At 53.8% G+C, this 20918-nt stretch carries 18 protein-coding genes and 1 tRNA gene; 16 read left to right on the top strand and 3 right to left on the bottom strand.

Annotated features, from left to right (window positions below):
* The first annotated feature begins 42 nt into the window (after window positions 1–42).
* The 7 genes from JNUCC32_RS18020 (at window position 43) to JNUCC32_RS17990 (ending at window position 10377) form a co-directional block, all read left to right on the top strand.
* Entirely contained in the window at window positions 43–1089 is a 1047-nt protein-coding gene (locus JNUCC32_RS18020) for a flavin-containing monooxygenase (RefSeq protein ID WP_096775372.1), read from the top strand.
* 4 nt (window positions 1090–1093) lie between these two features.
* On the top strand, window positions 1094–1399 hold the full coding sequence (locus tag JNUCC32_RS18015; RefSeq protein ID WP_009591630.1) for an ArsR/SmtB family transcription factor: 306 nt from the start codon (window positions 1094–1096) through the stop codon (window positions 1397–1399).
* A 372-nt stretch (window positions 1400–1771) separates the two neighbouring features.
* A complete protein-coding gene (locus tag JNUCC32_RS18010) occupies window positions 1772–3499 on the top strand; it encodes a proline--tRNA ligase (RefSeq protein WP_192569342.1) in 1728 nt (575 codons plus the stop codon).
* Window positions 3500–4131: 632 nt separating this feature from the next.
* A complete protein-coding gene (locus JNUCC32_RS18005) occupies window positions 4132–5154 on the top strand; it encodes an MBL fold metallo-hydrolase (RefSeq protein ID WP_192569341.1) in 1023 nt (340 codons plus the stop codon).
* A 442-nt stretch (window positions 5155–5596) separates the two neighbouring features.
* On the top strand, window positions 5597–6778 hold the full coding sequence (locus JNUCC32_RS18000; protein ID WP_192569340.1) for a glucose-1-phosphate adenylyltransferase: 1182 nt from the start codon (window positions 5597–5599) through the stop codon (window positions 6776–6778).
* Between the two features lie 13 nt (window positions 6779–6791).
* The gene (gene glgD, locus JNUCC32_RS17995) at window positions 6792–7895 is read left to right on the top strand and encodes a glucose-1-phosphate adenylyltransferase subunit GlgD (protein WP_096775377.1); all 1104 of its coding nucleotides are present in this window, start codon (window positions 6792–6794) and stop codon (window positions 7893–7895) included.
* Window positions 7896–7932: 37 nt separating this feature from the next.
* Window positions 7933–10377 (top strand): glycogen/starch/alpha-glucan phosphorylase, encoded by a 2445-nt coding sequence (locus JNUCC32_RS17990; RefSeq protein WP_192569339.1) that lies wholly within the window; start codon window positions 7933–7935, stop codon window positions 10375–10377.
* A 367-nt stretch (window positions 10378–10744) separates the two neighbouring features.
* Here JNUCC32_RS17990 and JNUCC32_RS17985 read toward each other — a convergent pair whose 3' ends face one another.
* Window positions 10745–11308, bottom strand: a complete 564-nt coding sequence (locus JNUCC32_RS17985; RefSeq protein WP_015733980.1) for a phosphatidylglycerophosphatase A family protein — start codon at window positions 11306–11308, stop codon at window positions 10745–10747.
* A gap of 166 nt (window positions 11309–11474) precedes the next feature.
* Here JNUCC32_RS17985 and JNUCC32_RS17980 point away from each other — a divergent pair, with 166 nt between their 5' ends.
* From JNUCC32_RS17980 to JNUCC32_RS17970, 3 genes are all read left to right on the top strand, one after another.
* Window positions 11475–12533: a GerMN domain-containing protein gene (locus tag JNUCC32_RS17980; protein WP_096775379.1), complete on the top strand. Its 1059-nt coding sequence runs from the start codon at window positions 11475–11477 to the stop codon at window positions 12531–12533.
* Window positions 12534–12648: 115 nt separating this feature from the next.
* Window positions 12649–13407: a ribonuclease PH gene (gene rph, locus JNUCC32_RS17975; protein ID WP_015733982.1), complete on the top strand. Its 759-nt coding sequence runs from the start codon at window positions 12649–12651 to the stop codon at window positions 13405–13407.
* Between the two features lie 4 nt (window positions 13408–13411).
* Window positions 13412–14044 carry an XTP/dITP diphosphatase gene (locus JNUCC32_RS17970; protein WP_015733983.1) on the top strand — a complete coding sequence of 211 codons (633 nt, stop codon included), beginning with the start codon at window positions 13412–13414 and terminating at the stop codon, window positions 14042–14044.
* 72 nt (window positions 14045–14116) lie between these two features.
* Here JNUCC32_RS17970 and asnB read toward each other — a convergent pair whose 3' ends face one another.
* On the bottom strand, window positions 14117–15961 hold the full coding sequence (gene asnB / locus JNUCC32_RS17965; protein ID WP_096775381.1) for an asparagine synthase (glutamine-hydrolyzing): 1845 nt from the start codon (window positions 15959–15961) through the stop codon (window positions 14117–14119).
* A gap of 162 nt (window positions 15962–16123) precedes the next feature.
* Here asnB and JNUCC32_RS17960 point away from each other — a divergent pair, with 162 nt between their 5' ends.
* From JNUCC32_RS17960 to JNUCC32_RS17950, 3 genes are all read left to right on the top strand, one after another.
* Window positions 16124–16438 carry a hypothetical protein gene (locus JNUCC32_RS17960; protein ID WP_096775382.1) on the top strand — a complete coding sequence of 105 codons (315 nt, stop codon included), beginning with the start codon at window positions 16124–16126 and terminating at the stop codon, window positions 16436–16438.
* Between the two features lie 52 nt (window positions 16439–16490).
* Window positions 16491–16856: a hypothetical protein gene (locus tag JNUCC32_RS17955; RefSeq protein ID WP_036662602.1), complete on the top strand. Its 366-nt coding sequence runs from the start codon at window positions 16491–16493 to the stop codon at window positions 16854–16856.
* A gap of 297 nt (window positions 16857–17153) precedes the next feature.
* Window positions 17154–18635: a copper amine oxidase N-terminal domain-containing protein gene (locus JNUCC32_RS17950; RefSeq protein WP_192569338.1), complete on the top strand. Its 1482-nt coding sequence runs from the start codon at window positions 17154–17156 to the stop codon at window positions 18633–18635.
* A 50-nt stretch (window positions 18636–18685) separates the two neighbouring features.
* On the opposite strand, the gene JNUCC32_RS17945 is transcribed toward JNUCC32_RS17950, so the two are convergent.
* Window positions 18686–18982, bottom strand: a complete 297-nt coding sequence (locus JNUCC32_RS17945) for a magnetosome magnetite crystal formation protein family (RefSeq protein WP_015733988.1) — start codon at window positions 18980–18982, stop codon at window positions 18686–18688.
* A 159-nt stretch (window positions 18983–19141) separates the two neighbouring features.
* Between JNUCC32_RS17945 and JNUCC32_RS17940 the strand changes: the two genes are divergently transcribed.
* The 3 genes from JNUCC32_RS17940 to JNUCC32_RS17930 all read left to right on the top strand — a co-directional run bounded on the left by JNUCC32_RS17940 (window position 19142) and on the right by JNUCC32_RS17930 (window position 20871).
* Window positions 19142–19215, top strand: a tRNA-Arg gene (locus tag JNUCC32_RS17940).
* 689 nt (window positions 19216–19904) lie between these two features.
* Complete coding sequence (locus JNUCC32_RS17935; protein ID WP_096775384.1) at window positions 19905–20369, top strand: GNAT family N-acetyltransferase; 465 nt, start codon at window positions 19905–19907, stop codon at window positions 20367–20369.
* A 61-nt stretch (window positions 20370–20430) separates the two neighbouring features.
* Window positions 20431–20871 (top strand): hypothetical protein, encoded by a 441-nt coding sequence (locus tag JNUCC32_RS17930; RefSeq protein WP_096775385.1) that lies wholly within the window; start codon window positions 20431–20433, stop codon window positions 20869–20871.
* The last annotated feature ends 47 nt before the right edge of the window (window positions 20872–20918 follow it).

The raw sequence follows: 20918 nt of genomic DNA, 5'->3' as shown, positions 1-20918 counted from the left end.
TATATATGAGCAACTATTCATATAAATAAGGGGGATTCCTATATGGTTTGGGATGTTATCGTAATCGGAGCGGGACAGGCGGGATTGGCATCCGGCTATTGGCTGCAGCAGGCGGGGATGAAGTTTCTGATGCTGGATCGGGGATCGGAGGCGGGGGAGGTTTGGAAGACGCGGTATGATTCCCTGAAATTGTTCACGCCCAGAACGCATAGCGCGCTATATGGGATGACTTTAGAGGGGGATCCGCACGGGTTCCCGGATAAAGATGAAGTGGCTTCCTATTTGAAATCCTATGCGGCACGGTTCAGGCTGCCCATTCAGTTCGCGACGAATGTAACATCGGTCCGCAAGGAAGGTGGAATGTTTATCGTCGATACCGATCGCAAAAGCTTCCATACCAAGGCGCTTATTATCGCAACCGGACCGTTTCAGCAGCCTAGAATCCCTGCGTTTGCAGCCTCTGTTCCGGGGGATGTTCTCCAGCTGCACTCGTCCGAGTACAAGAGGCCTTCCCAGCTTCAAGAGGGCGATGTGCTTGTCGTTGGCGGCGGAAACAGCGGGGCCCAGATCGCGGTGGAATTGTCCGGGGACCGGGAGACGTATTTGGCGCTTGGGCAGCCGCCGCGGTATTTGCCAATGACTCTTTGGGGGAAGGGGATGTTCTGGTGGCTGGACAGGCTCGGCGTTCTCTCAGCCAGCAGTTCCTCCTGGGTGGGACGCAAGCTGAGGGGCATGGGGGACCCGATTTTCGGATATGAATTGAAACAAGCGGTCAAGTGCGGTAAAGTGGTGTTGAAAACGAGAGCCGTTGGTGCCGGCGCTTCCGGCATGCGATTCGAGGATGGGACGGCGCTCAAGGTCCGGAACATCGTCTGGGCTACCGGCTTTGCTGCCGGCTATGATTGGCTTTATATAGAGCAAGCGTTGGATCGCAAGAAGGCACTTATTCATACACGCGGCATCAGTCCGGTGAAGGGGCTGTATTATGTAGGTTTGCCTTGGCAGACGCATCGGGGCTCCGCGCTGCTGGCAGGAGTTTCACGGGATGCCCGCGAAATCGTTCAAGCCATTATGGAGAAGAGGGGATAAGTTTATGGAAAAAGAACACCATGAGCTGCTGCACGAAGACCAGGCCATGGAAGCGTCACGACTCCTGAAGGCCATTTCGGATCCGACGCGGATCCGGATTCTTCATTTGCTCTCACAGGAAGAATGCCCTGTTGGCCATATTGCCGAGGTGCTTGGCATGAGTCAGTCGGCGGTATCCCATCAGCTTGGCTATCTGCGAAGTTTGAGACTGGTCAAATACCGAAGGGACGGAAATATATATTATTACACGTATGAAGATGAGCATGTTATCGGGATTTTGCAGCAGGTGCTGGACCATATCGCTCATTAGAACATCCCGTCCTATTGAGGCTTGACATTCCGGCCGCACGGCTGTAATGTATTGGAAAATGAAATTCCGTGAATAACCATCATCAAGGACATGAGAATGCAAGATTCGGCGAGACAGAGAGGAAGCCCACGGCTGAAAGGCTTCTCCCCGCCAGGCTGCATTCTTCCTACCTTGTAGTTGCCCGCCGTAACCAAGCGGCGCCGGTTTGGCCCGTTACCGCCGCATGAAGCATCTTGCTAGAAGCGTCCAGACGGTCTGCAAGATGGAATCAGGGTGGTACCACGAGCACATTCGTCCCTAGGAGGCGAATGTGCTTTTTTTGCGTGCGGCTGGTGCTTATTCATGGATAGTAGAAGAAGGAGTATGAGGAAGATGCGGCAAAGCCAATTATTGATGACCACGATGCGCGATGTGCCGTCCGAGGCGGAAGCACTGAGCCATCAATGGATGCTCCGCGGCGGATATATCCGTCAAACGGCGGCAGGGATCTATTCGTACCTGCCGCTGGGCTGGCGGGTCTTGCGGAAGATCGAAGCGATCATCCGGCAGGAAATGGACGCAGCAGGCGGGCAGGAGCTTCTCATGCCCGCTGTCCAGCCCGCCGAGCTGTGGAAGGAATCGGGCAGATACGACGTATACGGCGCGGAGCTGATCAGGCTCCATGACCGCCATGACCGTGAATTCGTGCTTGGACCAACCCATGAAGAAGTGATTACGTCCATCGTACGCCAGGAGATTTCCTCGTACCGGAAGCTGCCGGTCAACCTGTACCAGATTCAGAGCAAATACCGGGATGAGCGACGCCCTCGTTTTGGCCTGCTCCGGGGCCGGGAATTCCTGATGAAGGACGCGTATTCCTTCGATCGGGACTGGGAGGGACTGAACGCGTCCTACCGGAACATGTATGACACGTATGAGCGAATCTTTAGCCGCTGCGGTCTGATGTTCAGGGCGGTGGAAGCCGATGCCGGCGCGATTGGCGGACAAGGGGAGACCCATGAGTTCATGGCGCTGGCCGACATAGGGGAGGATACCGTTGTATCCTGCAGCGATTGCCGTTATGCGGCGAATTTGGAACGTGCGGAGTCTGCGTCTCCGGGAGAGCCTGATGCCATGCGGGATTCCGTAAAAACCGGCGGCAGCTCAGCTATGGAGCGCATATTCACTCCTGGAGTGAAGAGCATTCAGGAACTGACGGATTTCCTCCAGGTCGGTGCGGAGCAATTGATGAAGACGCTGATTTACCGCGTGGACGGTGAACTGGTTGCAGTGCTTGTCCGTGGGGACAGGGAAGCAAACGAGACCAAGGTGAAGTCCTACTTGGGAGCAGAAGCTGCGGAAATGGCGAGTGCCGAAGAGGTCAAACAGGCGACAGGAGCACCTGTCGGGTTTGCGGGACCGGTTGGCTTACAACTAAAGATCATGGTCGATCATGAAGTGGCCGCCATGAAGGAGGGCATTACCGGTGCCAATCAGGAGGACACCCATCTGAAGGGGGTCCGTCCGGGACTTGATTTCTCGCTGGATTACGTCGGCGATTTCCGGAATGTGACGGAAGGAGAGCCTTGCCCGCGCTGTGGAGCACCGCTGCAGTTTCATCGCGGGATTGAGCTCGGGCATGTTTTTAAGCTGGGAACCAAATATAGTGACGCCATGAACGGCAAGTACCTGGATGCCGACGGCCGGGAAAAACCTCTGATCATGGGATGCTACGGTATCGGCGTTTCCCGCGTCATGGCGGCCATTGCCGAACAGCGAATTTCGGATGGACGTTTGGTCTGGCCGATGTCCGTCGCTCCGTTCAGGGTCCACATCATCCCGGTTGCGGTGAAGGATGAGACCCAGATGCAACTGGCCGAGCACATCTACCGCGAGCTGAGCGGTGCTGGTCTTGAGCCTCTTTTGGACGACCGGGACGAACGGGCCGGGGTCAAGTTTAAGGATGCCGACCTTGCGGGCGCTCCGCTGCGCATCATCGTCGGGCGCGGTGCGGCTTCGGGGGAGGTTGAATGGATGGGCGAGGATGGAATCAAGTTTAGCATGCTTGCCGAGGAAGCAATCCAGCGTTCCCGCGAGGAGGCAGACCGTCAGCTGAAGTGAATGCTGTAGAGCCTCTAAGTATGAGGCCAAGTATTCATGAAGTTGGAGGATGATGAGAAGGAATGAACTTGGAAGATCATGAAGTTGCAGAACGTGCAATTCCCGGAGAGGGATTTCGTGAATCGAAAACAGAAAGTGCACATCTTTCAAGTCTCTAATAACGACTTACAGGATGGATAATGGAGCGTACGCAGCTAGCTCTAGAGAACCTACGGTTTCCGTAAATGGAGAAGGCCTCCTCAAGGTTGTATGACCTTAGGGGATGCTTTTTCGTTTATGAAGATGGTTCGTTTGATGAACAAGCACGAAGCAGCGGAGCGGACGAATCGATTCCGGAAAAGCGGCAGCGGTCGCCTTTGCCATCGGATTTTTACAATAGATATATACAGTAAGAAAAATCCGAGGGCAACAGCGATTGGAGGAACGATACGTACGCGCAGCGTCCTTTATTGGAACATACTAGCTCACTCAATTCATAATGCGGCACGCTAGCAATCTATCATTCAAAAGGCACAGATTGTCGATAGCCCCCGCAAACAAACCACCGCAGCCTTCTATACATATCCCGATTACAAGCTTATGATGAAGGAGTCGGATAATAAGTCATACTGCGGACGGAGGTTACATCTACGATGAATCAGGAAGAGAAGGGCTCCAGCCCGGATATTCATTATATAGAAGAGCATCAGCTCAGTCAGGTGAAAATTGCACTGTCCAACCCGTTACGATGGGTGAACAGCTATGTGCTGCGGGGAGATGACGGGGTGACCGTCATCGATCCGGGGCCGCGCACGGCTTCCTCGGAGCGGGAATGGTTGGCGGCGATGGAGCAGTTGGAGATGGATTTCAGCGACATCGTCTCCGTCGTGCTGACCCATCATCACCCGGACCACTACGGGCTTGCCGGGTGGTTTCAGGAACGCTCGGGCGCGAAGGTGTGGATGTCAGAGCGGGCGCATCGGGAAGCGATGCTGATGTGGGGAGCGGATTCCTCGATGGATCGTGCGCTCCCCGCGTTCTTTCGGCAGCATGGCATGCCGGAAACCAAGCTTGCCCTGCTGCCGGAGCATCTGAACAGCTTCTTTCCCCAAGTCACGCCGCAGCCGGAGATCTCGTTCATCGGGGAGGACCTGCCGTTCCGGATGGGGAACCGGATCTGGATGCCGGTGCAAACGGCCGGCCATGCTCCGGGGCATCTGTCATTCTTCCATGCGGACAGCGGCGTCCTGTTATGCGGCGATGCCGTGCTGCCGCAAATCTCGCCTAACGTGAGCCTGGTGCCCGGCAGCGACGCCGAGCCGCTGGCACTCTTCCTTGCAGGGCTGCGCCGCCTGCGGGAACTGCATGTCCGGACGGCGTATCCCGGACACCGCCACCCGTTCACGCATTTCCGTGAACGGATCGACGCGCTCCTCCTCCATCACGAGGAGCGCCTGACCACCATCGCCGGCATGCTGAGCGCTGCCGGACGGCTCACCGCCTACGAGGTCTGCACCGCCCTCTTCGGCGATAAGCTCGGCATCCACCAGCTGCGCTTCGCCATGTGCGAAGCGCTGGCCCATCTCGCCGAGCTGGCCCGGCGCGGAGAAGCCGCGATGATCGAAACCGGGGACGGAATGTGCTATTTTTCTGTACGGAAACCGCCGCATTCCTGATATAATCAAGACATGAATAAAACCGTCTTCTTGTACGTTGGCTTCCATCATGCGTAGAAAGGGCGGTTTTTTGTTTAATAGATTCAGAAGGCTACATAATGGAGCATCCGATATTTTGAAGTGGCCCTTAGGCTGCTGGCGTAACGGCCGCGATCAGGATGCTTGGCAAGTGTCTCCACGGCCTTTTTTTAGAGAAGAGAAGGCAGGAATACCTAAGATGGGGGCGGCCTTCCCTCATTCGAGTCAGAGTTTCTCTCTACCCCGCATATAGTTGATGTACCTTTGCTGTTTGGCAAGGCATTCCCTCAAGCGCTTTTTTCTTTAACACTGATCACCATGATCCACCCGCCATTTTTCGTATCGAAGCGTTCCCTTGGTTCACTCTGCAATTTTCATGTTATAGGATTCGTATCTCATTAAGCCCCTCAAAGGAGAATCTGTCATGAAGAAAAAAGAAGTAGTCGCGATGCTGCTCGCAGGAGGTCAAGGCAAACGGCTGAAGGGCCTGACCAAGACGCTGGCCAAACCGGCCGTTTATTTTGGGGGTACATACCGGATCATTGATTTTCCGCTGAGTAACTGCTCCCATTCGGGAATCGACACGGTCGGGGTACTCACCCAGTATGAGCCTCTGGTTCTGCATTCCTACATTGGCGTAGGAAGCGATTGGGATATGGATCGGCTGAATGGGGGCGTTTTCGTGCTCCCGCCGCATGAACGCGAGGACGGGACGACCTGGTACCGCGGGACGGCGGATGCGATCTTCCGGAATCTCAAGTTTATCGACCAGTACGATCCCGAGCACGTTTTGATTTTGTCGGGTGATCACATCTATAAGATGGATTACGACCGCATGCTGGCTTACCACAAGGAGAAAGATGCCGATTGCACCATCTCCGTCATCGAAGTAAGCCTGGACGAAGCGAAACGGTTCGGCATGGTGAACACGGATGAGGACTACCGGATTTTCGAGTTCGAGGAGAAGCCGACGCATCCGAAGAGCACAACGGCTTCCATGGGCGTTTATCTGTTTCGCTGGAAGCTGCTGCGTTCTTATTTACTGCAGAATGCGGACCTTCCGGATACGAGCCATGATTTCGGCAACGACATTCTGCCGAGGATGCTCACGGACGGCAAAACGCTGTATGCTTATCCGTTCGAAGGGTACTGGAAGGACGTCGGCACCATCGAGAGCTTGTGGGAAGCCAATATGGATCTGCTGAGCGAGCAGCCCAAGCTGGATCTGAACGATCCGCTGTGGCGCATTTACACCCGGAATCCGAATCAGCCGGCAGAGTATATTTCTCCGAACGGCGTCGTCCGGAACAGCATGATCAACGAAGGCTGCACCGTGTGCGGCGAGGTCGAGCATTCGGTCCTCTTTTATGGCGTGGAGGTGGGGGAAGGCAGCGTCATTACCGATTCCGTCATCATGCCCAAGGTACGCATCGGCAGCCATGTTCGCATTCACCGGGCGATCGTGACCGAGGACATGGTCATTCAAGATCATGCCCGGATCGGTCCGCCGCCGGAAGATCCATCCCAGATTGTGCTTGTAAGCGGTCATGATGAAGACGTCCTGAAGCTGCTTCAATCGTCTTCGTCCCACAATAATCAAGGTTAGGACGGGTGCGCAGATGAGAGAACTCATGGGTATTATAAATTTGGAGCATGAACGGGATGTGCTGAGTGAATTGACGTATTACCGGTGCGGGGCCGCCGTCCCTTTCGCGGGAAGGTATCGTCTGATCGACTTTGTGATGTCCAATATGATGCATGCGGGCATTGAGGATATCGCCCTGTTCGTTCGCAGGAAATACCGCTCCTTGATGGATCATCTGGGCGAAGGCCGGCCGTGGGATATGCATCGCAAACGGGGCGGCCTGTTCATTCTTCCGCCGGATTGGAACGATGAAACGGATGTGTCCGCCGGCGAGCTGCGGCATATTTATAACAATCTCGATTTTTTTGAGCGGGGGGCGGCGAAGTTTATCGTGCATTCCGGCAGCCAGCATATCAGCACGGTGGATTTGAACGAGGTGTACGAGTACCATCTGGAGCAAGGCGCCGACGTAACGCTCGTGTATACCAGGGTGAATGCACCGAGGGAGGAGCATCGTTCCTGCGCCCGCCTGGAAGTTGACGAGGACGGCATGGTCACGGACATTCATTATGAACACAAGCATGATGCGGTATACATGGAGATGTTCGTGATGGAGAAATCGCGCTTTCTCGAGATGGCCGATCATTGCATCGCCCATGGCGGCAACAACTTTTTTCGGGACGCGATCATGCAAAACCGGCACAAGCTGAACATTGCGGGATATGAATACCTCGGATATCACGCAGTGATCAACTCCCTGGAAAGCTATTACCGCACGAGCATGAACCTCCTGAATCCGAAGGCGTATAACAGCTTGTTCCGCAAGCAGGCGGTCCACACCAAGATCAAGTACGAGGTTCCCGCCAAATACCTGAATTCGGCCGATGTAAGCAATGCGCTGGTTGCCAACGGATGCCAGATCGACGGGGAAGTGAAGAACAGCATTCTGTTCCGCGGGGTCCAGGTGAAGCGGGGCGCAAGCATCCATAACTCCATCATTATGCAAAAATGCGTCATCGGCGAAAACGTAAGGCTCGAGAACGTCATACTCGATAAAGATGTGTTCATCTCTCGCGATCATAAGCTCCAAGGCGATTTTCGCAAACCTTTTGTCATTGCCAAGGACATTTCGATCTGATCCTAAAATAAAACGATCCGTCAGGAGGAACTTTCTTTTGTTTAACAACAAGGAAACATTCAAGCAGGTCTTTACGGAGCAATTGGTGAGTCGGTTGGGGAAGGGACTTGAGGAAGCAACGGCTGAGGATGTTTACAAAATCATCGGCGGCATGATCCGGGAATATGTCGGACGGGAATGGGCCGATGCCAACCGGATATACCGGGATACCGGGCAGAAGCAGGTGTATTATTTCTCGCTTGAATTTTTGATCGGCCGGCTGATGGGCAACAATCTGCTGAACCTGGGCGTGCTGGATATGGTCCGCAGCGGCCTTATGGAACTGGGATGGAATTTGAATGAGATCGAGGAGCAGGAGCCGGACGCGGGCCTAGGCAACGGGGGGCTCGGACGCCTTGCAGCGTGTTTTCTCGATTCGTTGGCATCGCTTAGCTATGCAGGCCATGGCTGCGGCATCCGGTATAAGTACGGCCTGTTCGAACAGAAGATCATCGACGGCCATCAAGTGGAGCTGCCCGACAACTGGCTCCAGCGGGGGAACGTCTGGGAAGAACGTCGGGCAGACAAGGCGGTGGAAGTTCGCTTCTGGGGCCGCGTGGAGGTGGACGTGCAGGAGGGGCGGACCGTGTTTCGCACGGCGGACTACGAACGGGTCCTGGCCGTGCCTTATGACGTGCCGGTCATCGGTTACGGCGAGGGGCAGGTGAACACGCTGCGGCTGTGGAGCGCCGAGTCCGCCTCGGATATATCCAGAATCCGTTCGGCCCATCATCATAACAGCTATTATAAATTTTTGGAATACAACCGTTCGGTCGAATCGATATCGGAGTTTTTGTACCCGGATGATTCGGCATACGAAGGCAAGCTCCTTCGCCTCAAGCAGCAGTACTTCCTCTGTTCGGCCGGCGTTCAGAGCATTCTTAGAACGTTCGACAAGCTGGGCAAAACCTATCATGAGCTTCCCGAACATGTTGCCATTCATATCAATGATACCCACCCGACCTTGGTGATTCCGGAGCTGATGCGAATTCTGATCGACGACAAGGGCTTCGGCTGGGATGAGGCGTGGGACATCACGAGCCGGACCGTATCGTATACGAACCATACGCTGCTTAGCGAAGCGTTGGAGAAATGGCCTGCCGGCATGGTCCGTGAGCTGCTGCCGCGCATTTACATGATCATCGAAGAGATCAACAAGCGCTTCTGCGGCATGCTGCTGGACCGTTATCCTGGCGATCATGAGCGCATCTTCCAGCTCGCCATCTTGGAAAGCGACCAGATCCGCATGGCCAATTTGGCGATCGTGGGCAGCTATCACGTGAACGGCGTGGCCGCACTGCACACGGAGCTGCTGAAGACGCAGGTCATGAAACCATTCTATGAGCTGTATCCGGAGCGTTTCAGCAACAAAACGAACGGGATTACCCACCGGCGCTGGCTGATGCACAGCAACCCCGGCCTGAGTCAATGGATCTGCGATGGTATCGGCGATTCATGGATTACGGATCCGCGTCGATTAATTCAGCTCAAGGGACTGAAGAACGACTCCGCCTTCCAGCAGGGCATTCAGCGGATCAAACGGAGCAATAAAGAGCGGCTTGCCGATTATATCGCGAATAAACAAGGGATCGCGGTCAATCCCGATTCCATATTCGATGTGCACGTGAAGCGGCTGCACGGCTATAAGCGGCAATTGCTGAATATTTTACGCGTCATGCATGTGTATAACGAGATTAAGGATCAGCCGGGCATGGATCGCGTTCCCCGTACCGTCATTTTTGGCGCGAAGGCAGCGCCGGGTTACTATCTGGCCAAAAGCATCATCAAACTCATTAACGTCGTTGCGGATGTCGTGAATAAGGATCCGCAGGTCAATGACAAACTGCAGGTGCTGTTTCTTGAAAATTATTCGGTCTCACTCGCGGAGAAGATTATTCCGGCAGCCGATGTAAGCGAGCAGATTTCCACGGCCGGCAAGGAAGCCTCCGGCACGGGAAACATGAAGTTCATGATGAACGGCGCGTTGACCATCGGAACGCTGGATGGGGCTAACGTGGAAATGTTCGAGCTGCTCGGCAGAGAGAATATGTTCCTCTTCGGATTGGAGCTGGAGGACGTGTTAGCGTATTACAGGACGGGGGCTTATGTATCCAGGGAGCGGTATGAGCAGGACCCGAGAATCGCCCGCGTGCTGAATCAGTTGATTTCCTCGGGCCCGTTCTGCTGCCACGAGCTGGAGTTCGGGCAGATCCTGCAGTCCCTGCTGGACCATAATGACGAGTTTTTTGTGTTAGAGGACTTTGCCAGTTATGTCGCAACCCAGTCGGCCATTGATGATGCTTATTTGAATGCCCGGTCCTGGACCGAGAAGTCGATCGTCAATATCGCGCACTCGGGACATTTCTCGAGCGATAATACGATTCACCGCTATGCCTCCGACATCTGGAATGTTTCGCCTGTGAAGGTTGGCCTGAAGGGATAGTCAACGATATCGATGCATATAAAAGAACCCCGCCATAGAAATGGCGGGGCTTTCCATAGATCCTCTATTGGATTGTGCTTCAACATAACATATGATCGAGACTCGTAAAAATGAATAGATAGATTTACCGATTGATGTGAAGGGGCCGCCCGATTTTTCATGCGGTGACCAGCCTTCTTATAAAGGAAGAAACTCAGCACTCGGGTCCGAATCCCGGCTGCGTTTCTACCTGCTATCGTCTATGATTCTTTGAAATCAGCCCGTCGGTTCGAAAATGGTAGGTCGCGGTTGCGGATAAGCCGCAATCTTCCGGCAGGCTGGAAAAGGGAGATTCGCACACTGAGCGAATCTCCCTTTTTGAAGTGGTTTATTCTTTTGGAAGCTCTTCGGTCGTACCGTACAGCTCGATCTCCCGGTCGGCTTGCTTGCGATGGGCGATCCGGCTGCTGGCGGCTGCGGCAACCGCGCCGACGATGTCGTCGAGAAAGGTATGTACGCGGCCGCTCGATTTATCATTCAATTGCTCAAGAATGCCGGGTTTGAGTTTGTCGATATACCCGTAATTGGTGAAGCCGATGCTTCCGTACACGTTAACGATGGAAAATGCCAGGACTTCATCCACGCCGTATAACCCTTCGTCATTGGCGAGCATTTCTTGAAGCGGGGATATGAGATTGCCTTCCTCGGCTAAAATGTCCAATTGAATGCCGGTTAACACCGCGTTTTGCACTTCACGTTTGCTGAGTACGGCATCCACGTTCTCGATGCACTCTTCCATCGTCAAATTCGGGTAGTATTTTTTCTGAAGGATCATCACCAGCTCCGCGATTTCCTCCAACTTGATTCCACGCTTATGCAGCAGGCTCCGTGTCGCTTCCGCTACCTTCTTGCTGTTCAGGCTGTATGGAATGTTTGAATCGTTTTCTGCCATGATGGAACTCACCTCATTTTCGTGGTTGATGAAGATGCTTACGACGATTGTACTTTTTCCGCACCCCTTTGTCCAGAAAGGGCAAAACTGAGAGTTATTTTTTTGGAAAGGGCTCGTATACATAGGAGTACAACCTGTACAAAAAAATGTTAGGGAGGAACAATACATGAAACGTAATCCACGTACTCTTCGCAGGCTTTCCGCCGCCGGGCTGCTTGCTGTTCCGATCGTGATGTCCGGCTGCGGCATGTTATCCGGGAAGCAATCGGAAGCGATTGACCCGCCGCCTGCGCAAGTGGAGAAGCAGATGCTGAACACGGCCGGATCCACGGCGGCTCAAGGAGACATCGGCATGCAGACAACGGTATATCTTGCGGATGCACGGGGGATGCTGGCACCTGTAACCTTGGGCATTCCGAAGGTGGAGGGCGCCAGCGTGGTGAAGGAATCCCTTGAAGTGCTGGTGAACGGAGGCCGTTACGCGGGCTATGTTCCACAGGGCTTCCAGGCGGTATTGCCTGCCGGTACGCAGGTCCATAACGTGACAGTCGATCCGGAGAGCAAATTGGCGGTCGTCGAATTCAATAAATCATTTGCGGAATATAAAGCGGCAGATGAACGGAGAATCCTGGAGGCGTTGACGTGGACGCTGACAGGACATGAAGGCATCGAGCAGATGCAGGTATGGGTGGACGGCGTCAAACTGACGGAAATGCCGGTCAATCACACGCCGCTGGACCGTCCGCTTTCACGTTCGATGGGAATCAATCTTCAAAAAGCGGATGATGCCTTGTACACGAACTCTTCACCGGTCACGGTCTATTTCTCGTCGGTGACGCCGGAAGGCATTCAGTACTACGTGCCGGTCACAAGACTTGTTCCAACCGGACAAGACGCGGTGAAGGCGGCCTTAAACGAGCTGATTCGCGGACCGCAGTATGGCGACGGACTGGTTGAGGTCATCCCGGATGACACCACCGTTGCGGCGGTTGAAAAAGGGGAGGACGGAGCCGTAACCGTATCGCTTCAGGACAGCATGTTTGAACAGGGAGAGCAGGTTCCGACCGAGCTGCTGCAGGCCGTCGTGCTTACCGTAGCCGAGAATGCGGATGATGCCAAAGTGAAAATCCGGATGAACGATCTCACGGAGGTGGTTGGAACGGATAGCCGAAATTATAGCGAGCCCGTCAGCCGTCCGGAGTTCATCAACGAAATCTCGATCTGACCGATTCTCCGCCAGCTTTGGGAAATTTCCCCCGCAAAAGGTGCTTTTGTGCCTGCACTTTGGTAGAATAGGGAATGCTAATCAGGATTGCGATAAGAAGTAGGAGGCAGAAAACATGAGATCTAACGGACGTAAGAGCGATGAGCTCCGACCGATGAATTTATCGACCCATGTGAATAAATATGCGGAAGGCTCCGTGTACATCGAGATGGGAGACACCAAGGTGCTGATTACGGCAACCGTGGACGAGAAAGTTCCCCCGTTTCTGAAAGGACAAGGAAAGGGCTGGGTGACGGCTGAATATTCAATGCTGCCGCGCGCAACACAATCCCGCAACCAACGGGAAGCCAATCGCGGTAAACTCAGTGGCCGGACGATGGAAATTCAGCGGCTGATCGGCAGAGCGCTCAGGTCTGTTGTGAATCTGCATGCTCTTGGCGAGCGGACGATTACGCTGGACTGCGATGTAATCCAGGCGGATGGCGGAACGCGGACCACCTCCATTACAGGAGCATTTGTAGCTTTAGCCATAGCTGTAAATAAAATTGCAGAACAACATAAATTAGCGGTATTCCCGATCACGGACTACCTGGCATCCATTAGCGTGGGCATTGCCGGCGGACAGGCGCTGCTGGATCTGAACTATGAAGAGGATTCCAAGGCGAAGGTGGACATGAACCTGGTCATGACCGGAAGCGGCAAATTCGTTGAGGTTCAGGGAACCGGCGAAGAGAGCCCGTTTTCCCGCGAGGAGCTGGATCAGATCCTGGAGCTGGGAGAACAGGGAATCCGCGAGCTTATCGAGCGTCAGCAGGAGGCGCTTGGCCCGATTGCGGCCAAGATCGGTTCCGTGAATGCGAGCACCGGAGTCTGATTCCATGAAACTGACACTTGGAGATACACTCATTGTAGCTACACGCAATCAGGGGAAAGTCAAGGAATTCGCGCATGCTTTTGCTGCTTTCGGCACGGATGTAAAGAGCATGTACGATTACCCTGATCTGCCTGACGTCGTTGAGGATGGAGCAACCTTCGCAGCCAATGCATTCAAAAAAGCCAAGGAAGTCGGTGACGCACTGGGATTGCCTGTGCTAGCCGATGATTCCGGATTGTGTGTGGATGCGCTGAACGGCGCGCCCGGCGTTTATTCCGCCAGGTATGCGGGTGAGCATGGCGCGGACGAGGACAATAACGAGAAGCTGCTCGGCGAGCTCGAACGGTTAAGGCTCGGCGAGGACACTGAGCAACCCCTGCTAAGTCCGGCCCGGTTCGTCTGTGTTCTGGTGCTGTATGATCCGGTCTCGGGAGAAAAGCTCGAGGCGGAGGGGAACGTTGAAGGCTGGATCACTTCGGATCCTGCCGGAGCGGGCGGTTTTGGGTATGACCCGCTCTTCTATTTGCCAAGCCATGAGAAGACGATGGCCGAGCTTTCCCTGGAGGAGAAGCAGGAGATCAGCCACAGGGGAAAAGCGCTGCGAAAGCTTGTAGCGGACCTGCAGGCGCTTAATTGATATACCATTCGCGAAAAAACCATACCGGCATATGCCGGTATGGTTTTTTTGATTTGTCGCAGTCCATAGGACTTAACGGATGGATACGTTATATTCTTTGAGCCAGAAATGAACCTGGGCCAGGTAGGCAAACAGCTGCGGACCTGACATCAATTGGCCGAACCAAGGCAGATTGGAGGAAGCATCCGGCGAAGATGCCAGCTCCCGGATCCGGGCGGTATCGATGAGCGGCAGGAGCGGCGAAGAAGAGTCATCCAGAATGGACAGCACCTGCGCTTTGACGGCCGCCAGATAGTTCGGATTATGGGTTTTCGGATACGGGCTTTTTTTGCGGTACAGGACGTCATCAGGCAGCACGCCTTCAAGGGCCTTGCGCAGAATGCCCTTCTCCCGGTCACCTGTCGTTTTGATGCTCCAAGGGATGTTCCACACGTAATCGATTAGGCGGTGATCGGTATAGGGTACCCGGACTTCCAGTCCAACGCCCATGCTCATCCGGTCCTTGCGGTCAAGCAGGGTTGGCATGAAGCGGGTGATATTGAGGTAAGACATGATCCGCATTTTGGCCTGCTGCCCGGTCTCCCCGTCCAGCTTAGGCACTTCGGCTACCGCATCGGAGTAGCGGTCCCCGAGGTATTCCAGCGGCTTGATCCAGTCCCGGATTTCGGCAGACAGCAGCCCGGCTCTCATATCCGGCGCGACGGACCACGGAAAGGTACCGGAATTGAGCATTTCTTCCCGGTGGAACCAAGGGTAACCGCCGAATATTTCATCAGCGGCTTCACCGGATATGGCGACGGTTGCGCCTTTTTTAATCTCGCGGCAGAAGAGAAGCAAGGAAGCATCCACGTCGGCCATGCCCGGAAGATCCCGTTTTTGCGTGGAGACATCCAGTGCTTCTACCAGTTCGGGCGTGTCGAATTCGATCCAATGGTGGTTCGTGCCCAGTTCCTCGTGCATCCGTTTAATCCATGGCGCATCCGCTCCCGGCTGGAAGGAATGGGACTTAAAGTGTTTGTTGTTGTCCACATAATCCACGGAGTAGGTGTGCACTTGTCCTTGGCCCGTCCGCTTGTAGTAATCGACGGCCAGCGAGGAAAGCGCGCTGGAATCGAGCCCGCCGGATAACAGGGAGCAGACCGGTACGTCGGAGACCAGCTGACGCTCCACGGTGTCGCGGAGAAGATCGCGAAGGAAGCTTGCCGTTTGGTCGGCATCATCCTCGTGGGGTTTGCTTTCCAGCTTCCAATAAGTATACTTGCGCAAGCCTTCCCGGTTAAAGATCATGGCCATGCCGGGCCGGAGCTCCGATATGTCCTTGTAGACGCCATGTCCAGGGGTACGCGCCGGGCCGATAATAAATACTTCCGCAAGCCCTTCGGCCCCTACGACGGGCTCCACCTTCGGATGCTGCAGCAACGCTTTCGGTTCCGAGCCGAATACAAGCGTTCCGTCAATATAGCTGTAGAACAGGGGTTTCACTCCCACCCGGTCCCGAGCCAAAAATACCTGTTCCCGGACGCTGTCCCAAATAGCGAAAGCAAATATTCCATTGAGGCGCTCCAAACACTCGGGGCCCCATTCGATATAGGAGACTAACAAAACTTCCGTGTCACATTTGGTATTGAAACGATGACCGCGTCGTACCAATTCGTCTTTAAGCTCCGCAGCATTATATAATTCCCCGTTATATACAATGGCATAGACTTCCTCTTCCTGATGAATGATCATCGGCTGAGCGCCATTTTCGGGGTCGATCACGCTGAGTCTTCGGTGACCGAATGCGCACGGGTTGGAAATCCAGGTGCCGGATCCGTCAGGTCCGCGGTGAGCCAAACTTTCTGTCATTTTTACCAGCAGCTGCGAGTCCTGCGTCAAATCGCCGCTCCATTGTATAAAACCGGTTATTCCGCACATGACGGTTCATCCTCTCTTTGTCTTTGTCATACGCTGTCCACTCTTTTTCATCCTACGTCGCCAAAGTGATACAGATATATGCCGAAGGAAGGCATAAAATGTCTGTCCTTTTACGAAAACTAAGAAAGAGGACGAATATCAAAGAGAAGGAGAGATGCGTCCATGGAGAAGTCAACCTATTATGTTTCCGTGCAGAGCCGGTCCGTGCTGACCGAGCAGGGAGCGAGCGCTTATGAATGGGAGATCGAAGCAACGCCTGAAGAGGCCGATCAAGTTCGGATTGAACTGGATATGATGCAGGAGAAGGACGAAGAAGCGACAGGCTACATGTTTCCTTGGCCGGATACGCCGCAACAAAGCGCCAACGCCCTGTTTCAATCTTCCTTGGACAAGGTGTATCGAACCATTTATCAATTGGGTACGCCGGCTACGCGCCAGCAAATGGAAGAGCTGCGGCTGCTCTCCGATTTGACATGAAAATATGAAGGATCGTGCTGTCCCAGTACATCTTGATGAAGGAGAATGTATGATGTATGCAATCAGAGATGCAAAAATCCGCCGGATTACGGAAGTAAACGGCGCCCCGTGCGCAGAGGTAGAAGTCTATCCTGCCGCGGAAGGAGAAAGCGCATTGCTGGCTTATCTGACGCCATCTTCCCCATTGGGAGGCTACGAGCTGGTGAAAATTGTCCGCAGCAACGCCAGCATGGAGGTGGACTGGTTCGACAACAGCATGCATGATGCTTTTGTGGATGCCACGGACGAAGCATTCGAGAACAACGTTCAGTCCACGGCAGAGGAAGACCGCGATGCATTCAAGCAGCAGCTGCTTTCGACAGGCCAGCTATATGAGCAGCTGAACCAGCGGCTCAGCGAAGGCCCTCAATATTTCTAGAGCTTTGACGAACGAAGAGATCTGACCGGATACCATCGGCAGATCTCTTTTTGCATGTGCAGGTTCATCTATGAAAGATTGCATGGGGTTTTTACGCAGTTCTGCAAAAAAGGTCGAACAAAGATAGGTTTCTTGTCGATTTCGATTTCGCTGCGGTAGGGAGTATGGACCATCCGGTATCCTTGTTTACGAAATAGATACAAATAGGGCTTTTCCTCTATATGATTACTGGAGAATCCTCCCTATAATGTTGGATTAGTGTCATCTACTAACATAATGGACAAGGGGAGATTGGAATTGGGCAGATGGAATAAACATATCGTCAAGCTATGGGGAGCGGGATTCCTGGCGTTGTCGCTTACCTTGGGATCCGTGCAAATGCCGGCAAGCGCCGAAGCAACGCAGAACGTTACGGTTCTTGAATCGTCTCATGAGCTCGTGAACGGCAAGATGCGCGTGACGGCGGACATTCGCAACGGAGGAACCGGAGCGGAAGCGGGATTCTATGTTGTCGGTTACGATGCAAACGGCCAAGCGCTCGAGGCAGTCGGTGATTCCGAATATATGATGAGCGACGAAATCGGTACATATGAAGTGGACCTTGACAGCGGCAGCAGCGTCAAGCGGGTGGAAGTGCTCCCGGCAGGACCGGCTGGTGATCAGGCGCGGCTGCTGGCATCCGGATACTATACGAGCAACGGCGTGGTCAACGTTTCTGGCGTCGTGCAGAATTCTACGGTCGGGCACAATGTGGGTATGCTCGCCGTAGGGTATGATGCTACCGGCAAAGCGGTCGAAGTGACATCGGCGGACAGCTACTTTGGCGGCAGCGATGTCGGCACCTTCGTCGTAGAGCTTAAAGCAGCGAAGCTGATCAAGAGCGTAAAGGTATCGGTCGTTGATCCGGTTGAAGATGCCGTGAAGCTGCTGCAATCCGGCAGCCGCCTGGAGAACGGAAAGCTTATCGTTACCGGTTCGATTCAAAACCGGAATAAAGGCGGGCAGGCCGGCGTCATCGTTGTCGGCAGCAACGCCAGCGGCAAGGTTCTGGAGGTCAACACGACGTCCGGATATCTTTCATCCAACGAAATCGCGAATTTCCAGGCCGAGCTGGAAGGCGGCAAAGCCATCAGCGACCTGAAGGTGTTCCTGACAGGCAACAGCCAGACGCCTAAAATCATAGCCGAGGGCAGAACGACCATCAACAACAAGCTTGTCGTTACGATCGGCGTGGAGAACGGGGATGTGTCGCAACGGATTACCGTGAAATCGACGGCGTACGATGCGAAGGGACGCTCCTTGGGAACCGATACGGACTCCATGTTCATGACCGCCAATGAAACGACGACCTTGCGCATTGATTACGATACTCGGGTCAAAAGCGTGAAGCTGAAATATTATGACCAATCCGGCAGAGAAATCGGAGAAGCGCCGATCCGCATCAAAATCAACGGCCAGCTCCAATCCTATGCGCAGTCGCCGGTGATGGTCGGAGGAAGCGTTCTTGTGCCTATGCGTCCGATCTTCGAATCCCTCGATGCTTCGGTCAAATGGGACCAAAAGACGCAAAGCGTATCCTCCTCCAAAGGCTCGACCCAAATCAAGCTGAAGATGGGCTCCAAGCAAGCGGTCGTTAACGGGAAGACCGTCACGCTGGATTCGGCGCCACGGATGGTGAAGGGCACCACGATGGTACCGCTGCGTTTCGTGGCATCCGCGCTGGGCTGTGAAGTGAAATGGGACGGCAATGAGAAAATGGTATTGATTACGACCAAATAATGCGAAAAGGACCATGCGGTAAGCGCATGGTCCTTTTTTATAGGGTAAGTTCAATAAGCGTGCTCCCTCAGCACCTGAATGCCCATGATCACGTTATACACAAAAGCCCCGAAATAGATGATGCCGAACAGAATGAGGTATCCGATGACGGAACCGAAGGAGCCCGAGGTCACGGCCATGTAGATTAACGGGATCGCTGCTATAACGGGGAACAGATGGGAGAACAGGGCGCGGCGTGCGTGCTTGGCTACGTAGGCGTCCGGAGACAGAATCCATACAAGGACAGGGAGGATGAACGGTGCAAAGAAGATGCTGAAATACGATAAAGAGGATAAAAGCTGTCTCATGGTATCACGCTCCTGAAGTCATTCTCATGTTTACATATTACCCAGTAAGCAGGCTCCTGATTCGGTTAGGAGATCAACCCGAAAAAAAGTACTTTGAAAAAAACAAAAGATGCGATATAATATACTTCGTTACTGTTTAAAACATTTTCATACATATATGTCCCAGTAGCTCAGCTGGATAGAGCAACGGCCTTCTAAGCCGTCGGTCAGGGGTTCGAATCCCTTCTGGGACGTAAAAGAAAGAAGCTGCCAATCCTGGCAGCTTCTTTGCGTATTCCAGAAGGGTAATGAACCCCAATTGGGGGTTCGCCTGCGCATACGCTTCGTTAGGATTACATCGCAGTCGGCCTGGAAGGCCGCATCCCGACTGGGACGAATGAGGATGAGAACCCCGAGTTGGGGTTCGCCTGCGCCTATGCTTCGTTAGGATTACATCGCAGTCGGCCTGGAAACCGTATCCCGACTGGGACGAAACGTCCCGTGAGGATGAGAACCCCAATTGGGGGTTCGCCTGCGCCTACGCTTCGGTAGGATTACATCGCAGTCGGCCAGGAAGGCCGCATCCCGACTGGGACAAAACGTCCCGTGAGGATGAGAACCCCAATTGGGGGTTCGCCTGCGCATACGCTTCGTTAGGAATACTTCGCAGTCGGCCTGGAAGGCCGCATCCCGACTGGGACAAAACGTCCCGTGAGGATGAGAACCCCGAGTTGGGGGTTCGCCTGCGCCTACGCTTCGGTAGGAATACATCGCAGTCGGCCAGGAAGGCCGTATCCCGACTGGTACAAAACGTCCCGTGAGGATGAGAACCCCAATTGGGGGTTCTCCTGCGCCTACGCTTCGTTAGGATGTCGGCCTGAAGGTTTTCTTGCAAACGAAAGGTATTCGTGACACGATTAGAAACAGTGGAGGGATACATGGGATGAATGACATCACTATGACTTTGGTAAGAGAGACTCACAAGGATCTTCAGGAGCTCATCGCGAAGCTGGACGATTACTTATCGACGTTATACCCGGCGGAAGGGATATTCGGGCTGGATCTGGCCGATCCCAAAGTAAACGAAACGCTATTCGTGGTGGCTTACCATGATGGCCAGCCTGTCGGCTGCGGAGCCATCCGGCCGCTGGATGCAGAATCGGTTGAAATTAAACGGTTTTTCGTGGATGTCCCGTATCGAAATAGGGGAGTAGCTTCCCGGATCCTGCTCTTTCTGGAAGAACAAGCGAAGACGCGGGGCTATCGTTTCTCGCGCCTGGAAACAGGCGAACCGCAGAAGGAATCCGTTCATTTTTACAAGAAGCTGGGGTATGCCCAGATTGAACCGTTTGGCGAATACATCGGGTGCGAATATAGTTTATGTTTTGAGAAGAGTCTGACATCCTAGCCATTTGGTCTTATAATAGAAGAAAAAATATTTTACGAACCCTATCGAGGAGGCATCGAGCATGCAGCTTACTAAAATATCACAGAATACCGCCATTCTATTGGAGCATGCCAGAAAATCGGGGCTGACTTCTTCCGATCTGCTGGAGGCTGTGCGCTCAGGAGACGCAGAGAGATTCCAGATCGCCAATAACGGTCATTTTCACTATGAGGAATTATTCTCTTACGCAAAAGAGCATGGGGAAGATTTGGAGAAAGCCGTTAGCGAGGGGTACCAAATTACGTTTAATACCCGGAACGGGTTGAAGATCTGGCTGGAGGAAGCCTTCCGCATCAGCTCGGAATCCGATTTCAGCGTGGGCGAGGGCATCATTGAAGGATTGAAGCTCCAGAAGGAGCAGTTGGCTCGCTTGAAGGAAGCGCTGGCTGTCAACTGGACCCTGCAGGAAGAGCCGGCGTCAGACGGCGTTCAGGTCAGATTGACCGTCAGAGGATTGCAATAAAATAAGATAGCCACCGTACTTGATCAACATAATAGTACGGTGGCTTT

The organism is Paenibacillus sp. JNUCC32, assembly GCF_014863545.1.
GTDB classification, from domain to species: domain Bacteria; phylum Bacillota; class Bacilli; order Paenibacillales; family Paenibacillaceae; genus Paenibacillus_AQ; species Paenibacillus_AQ lautus_A.
The sequence above is the reverse complement of the archived record's forward strand: the minus strand, read 5'-3'. Positions and strand labels throughout refer to the sequence as shown.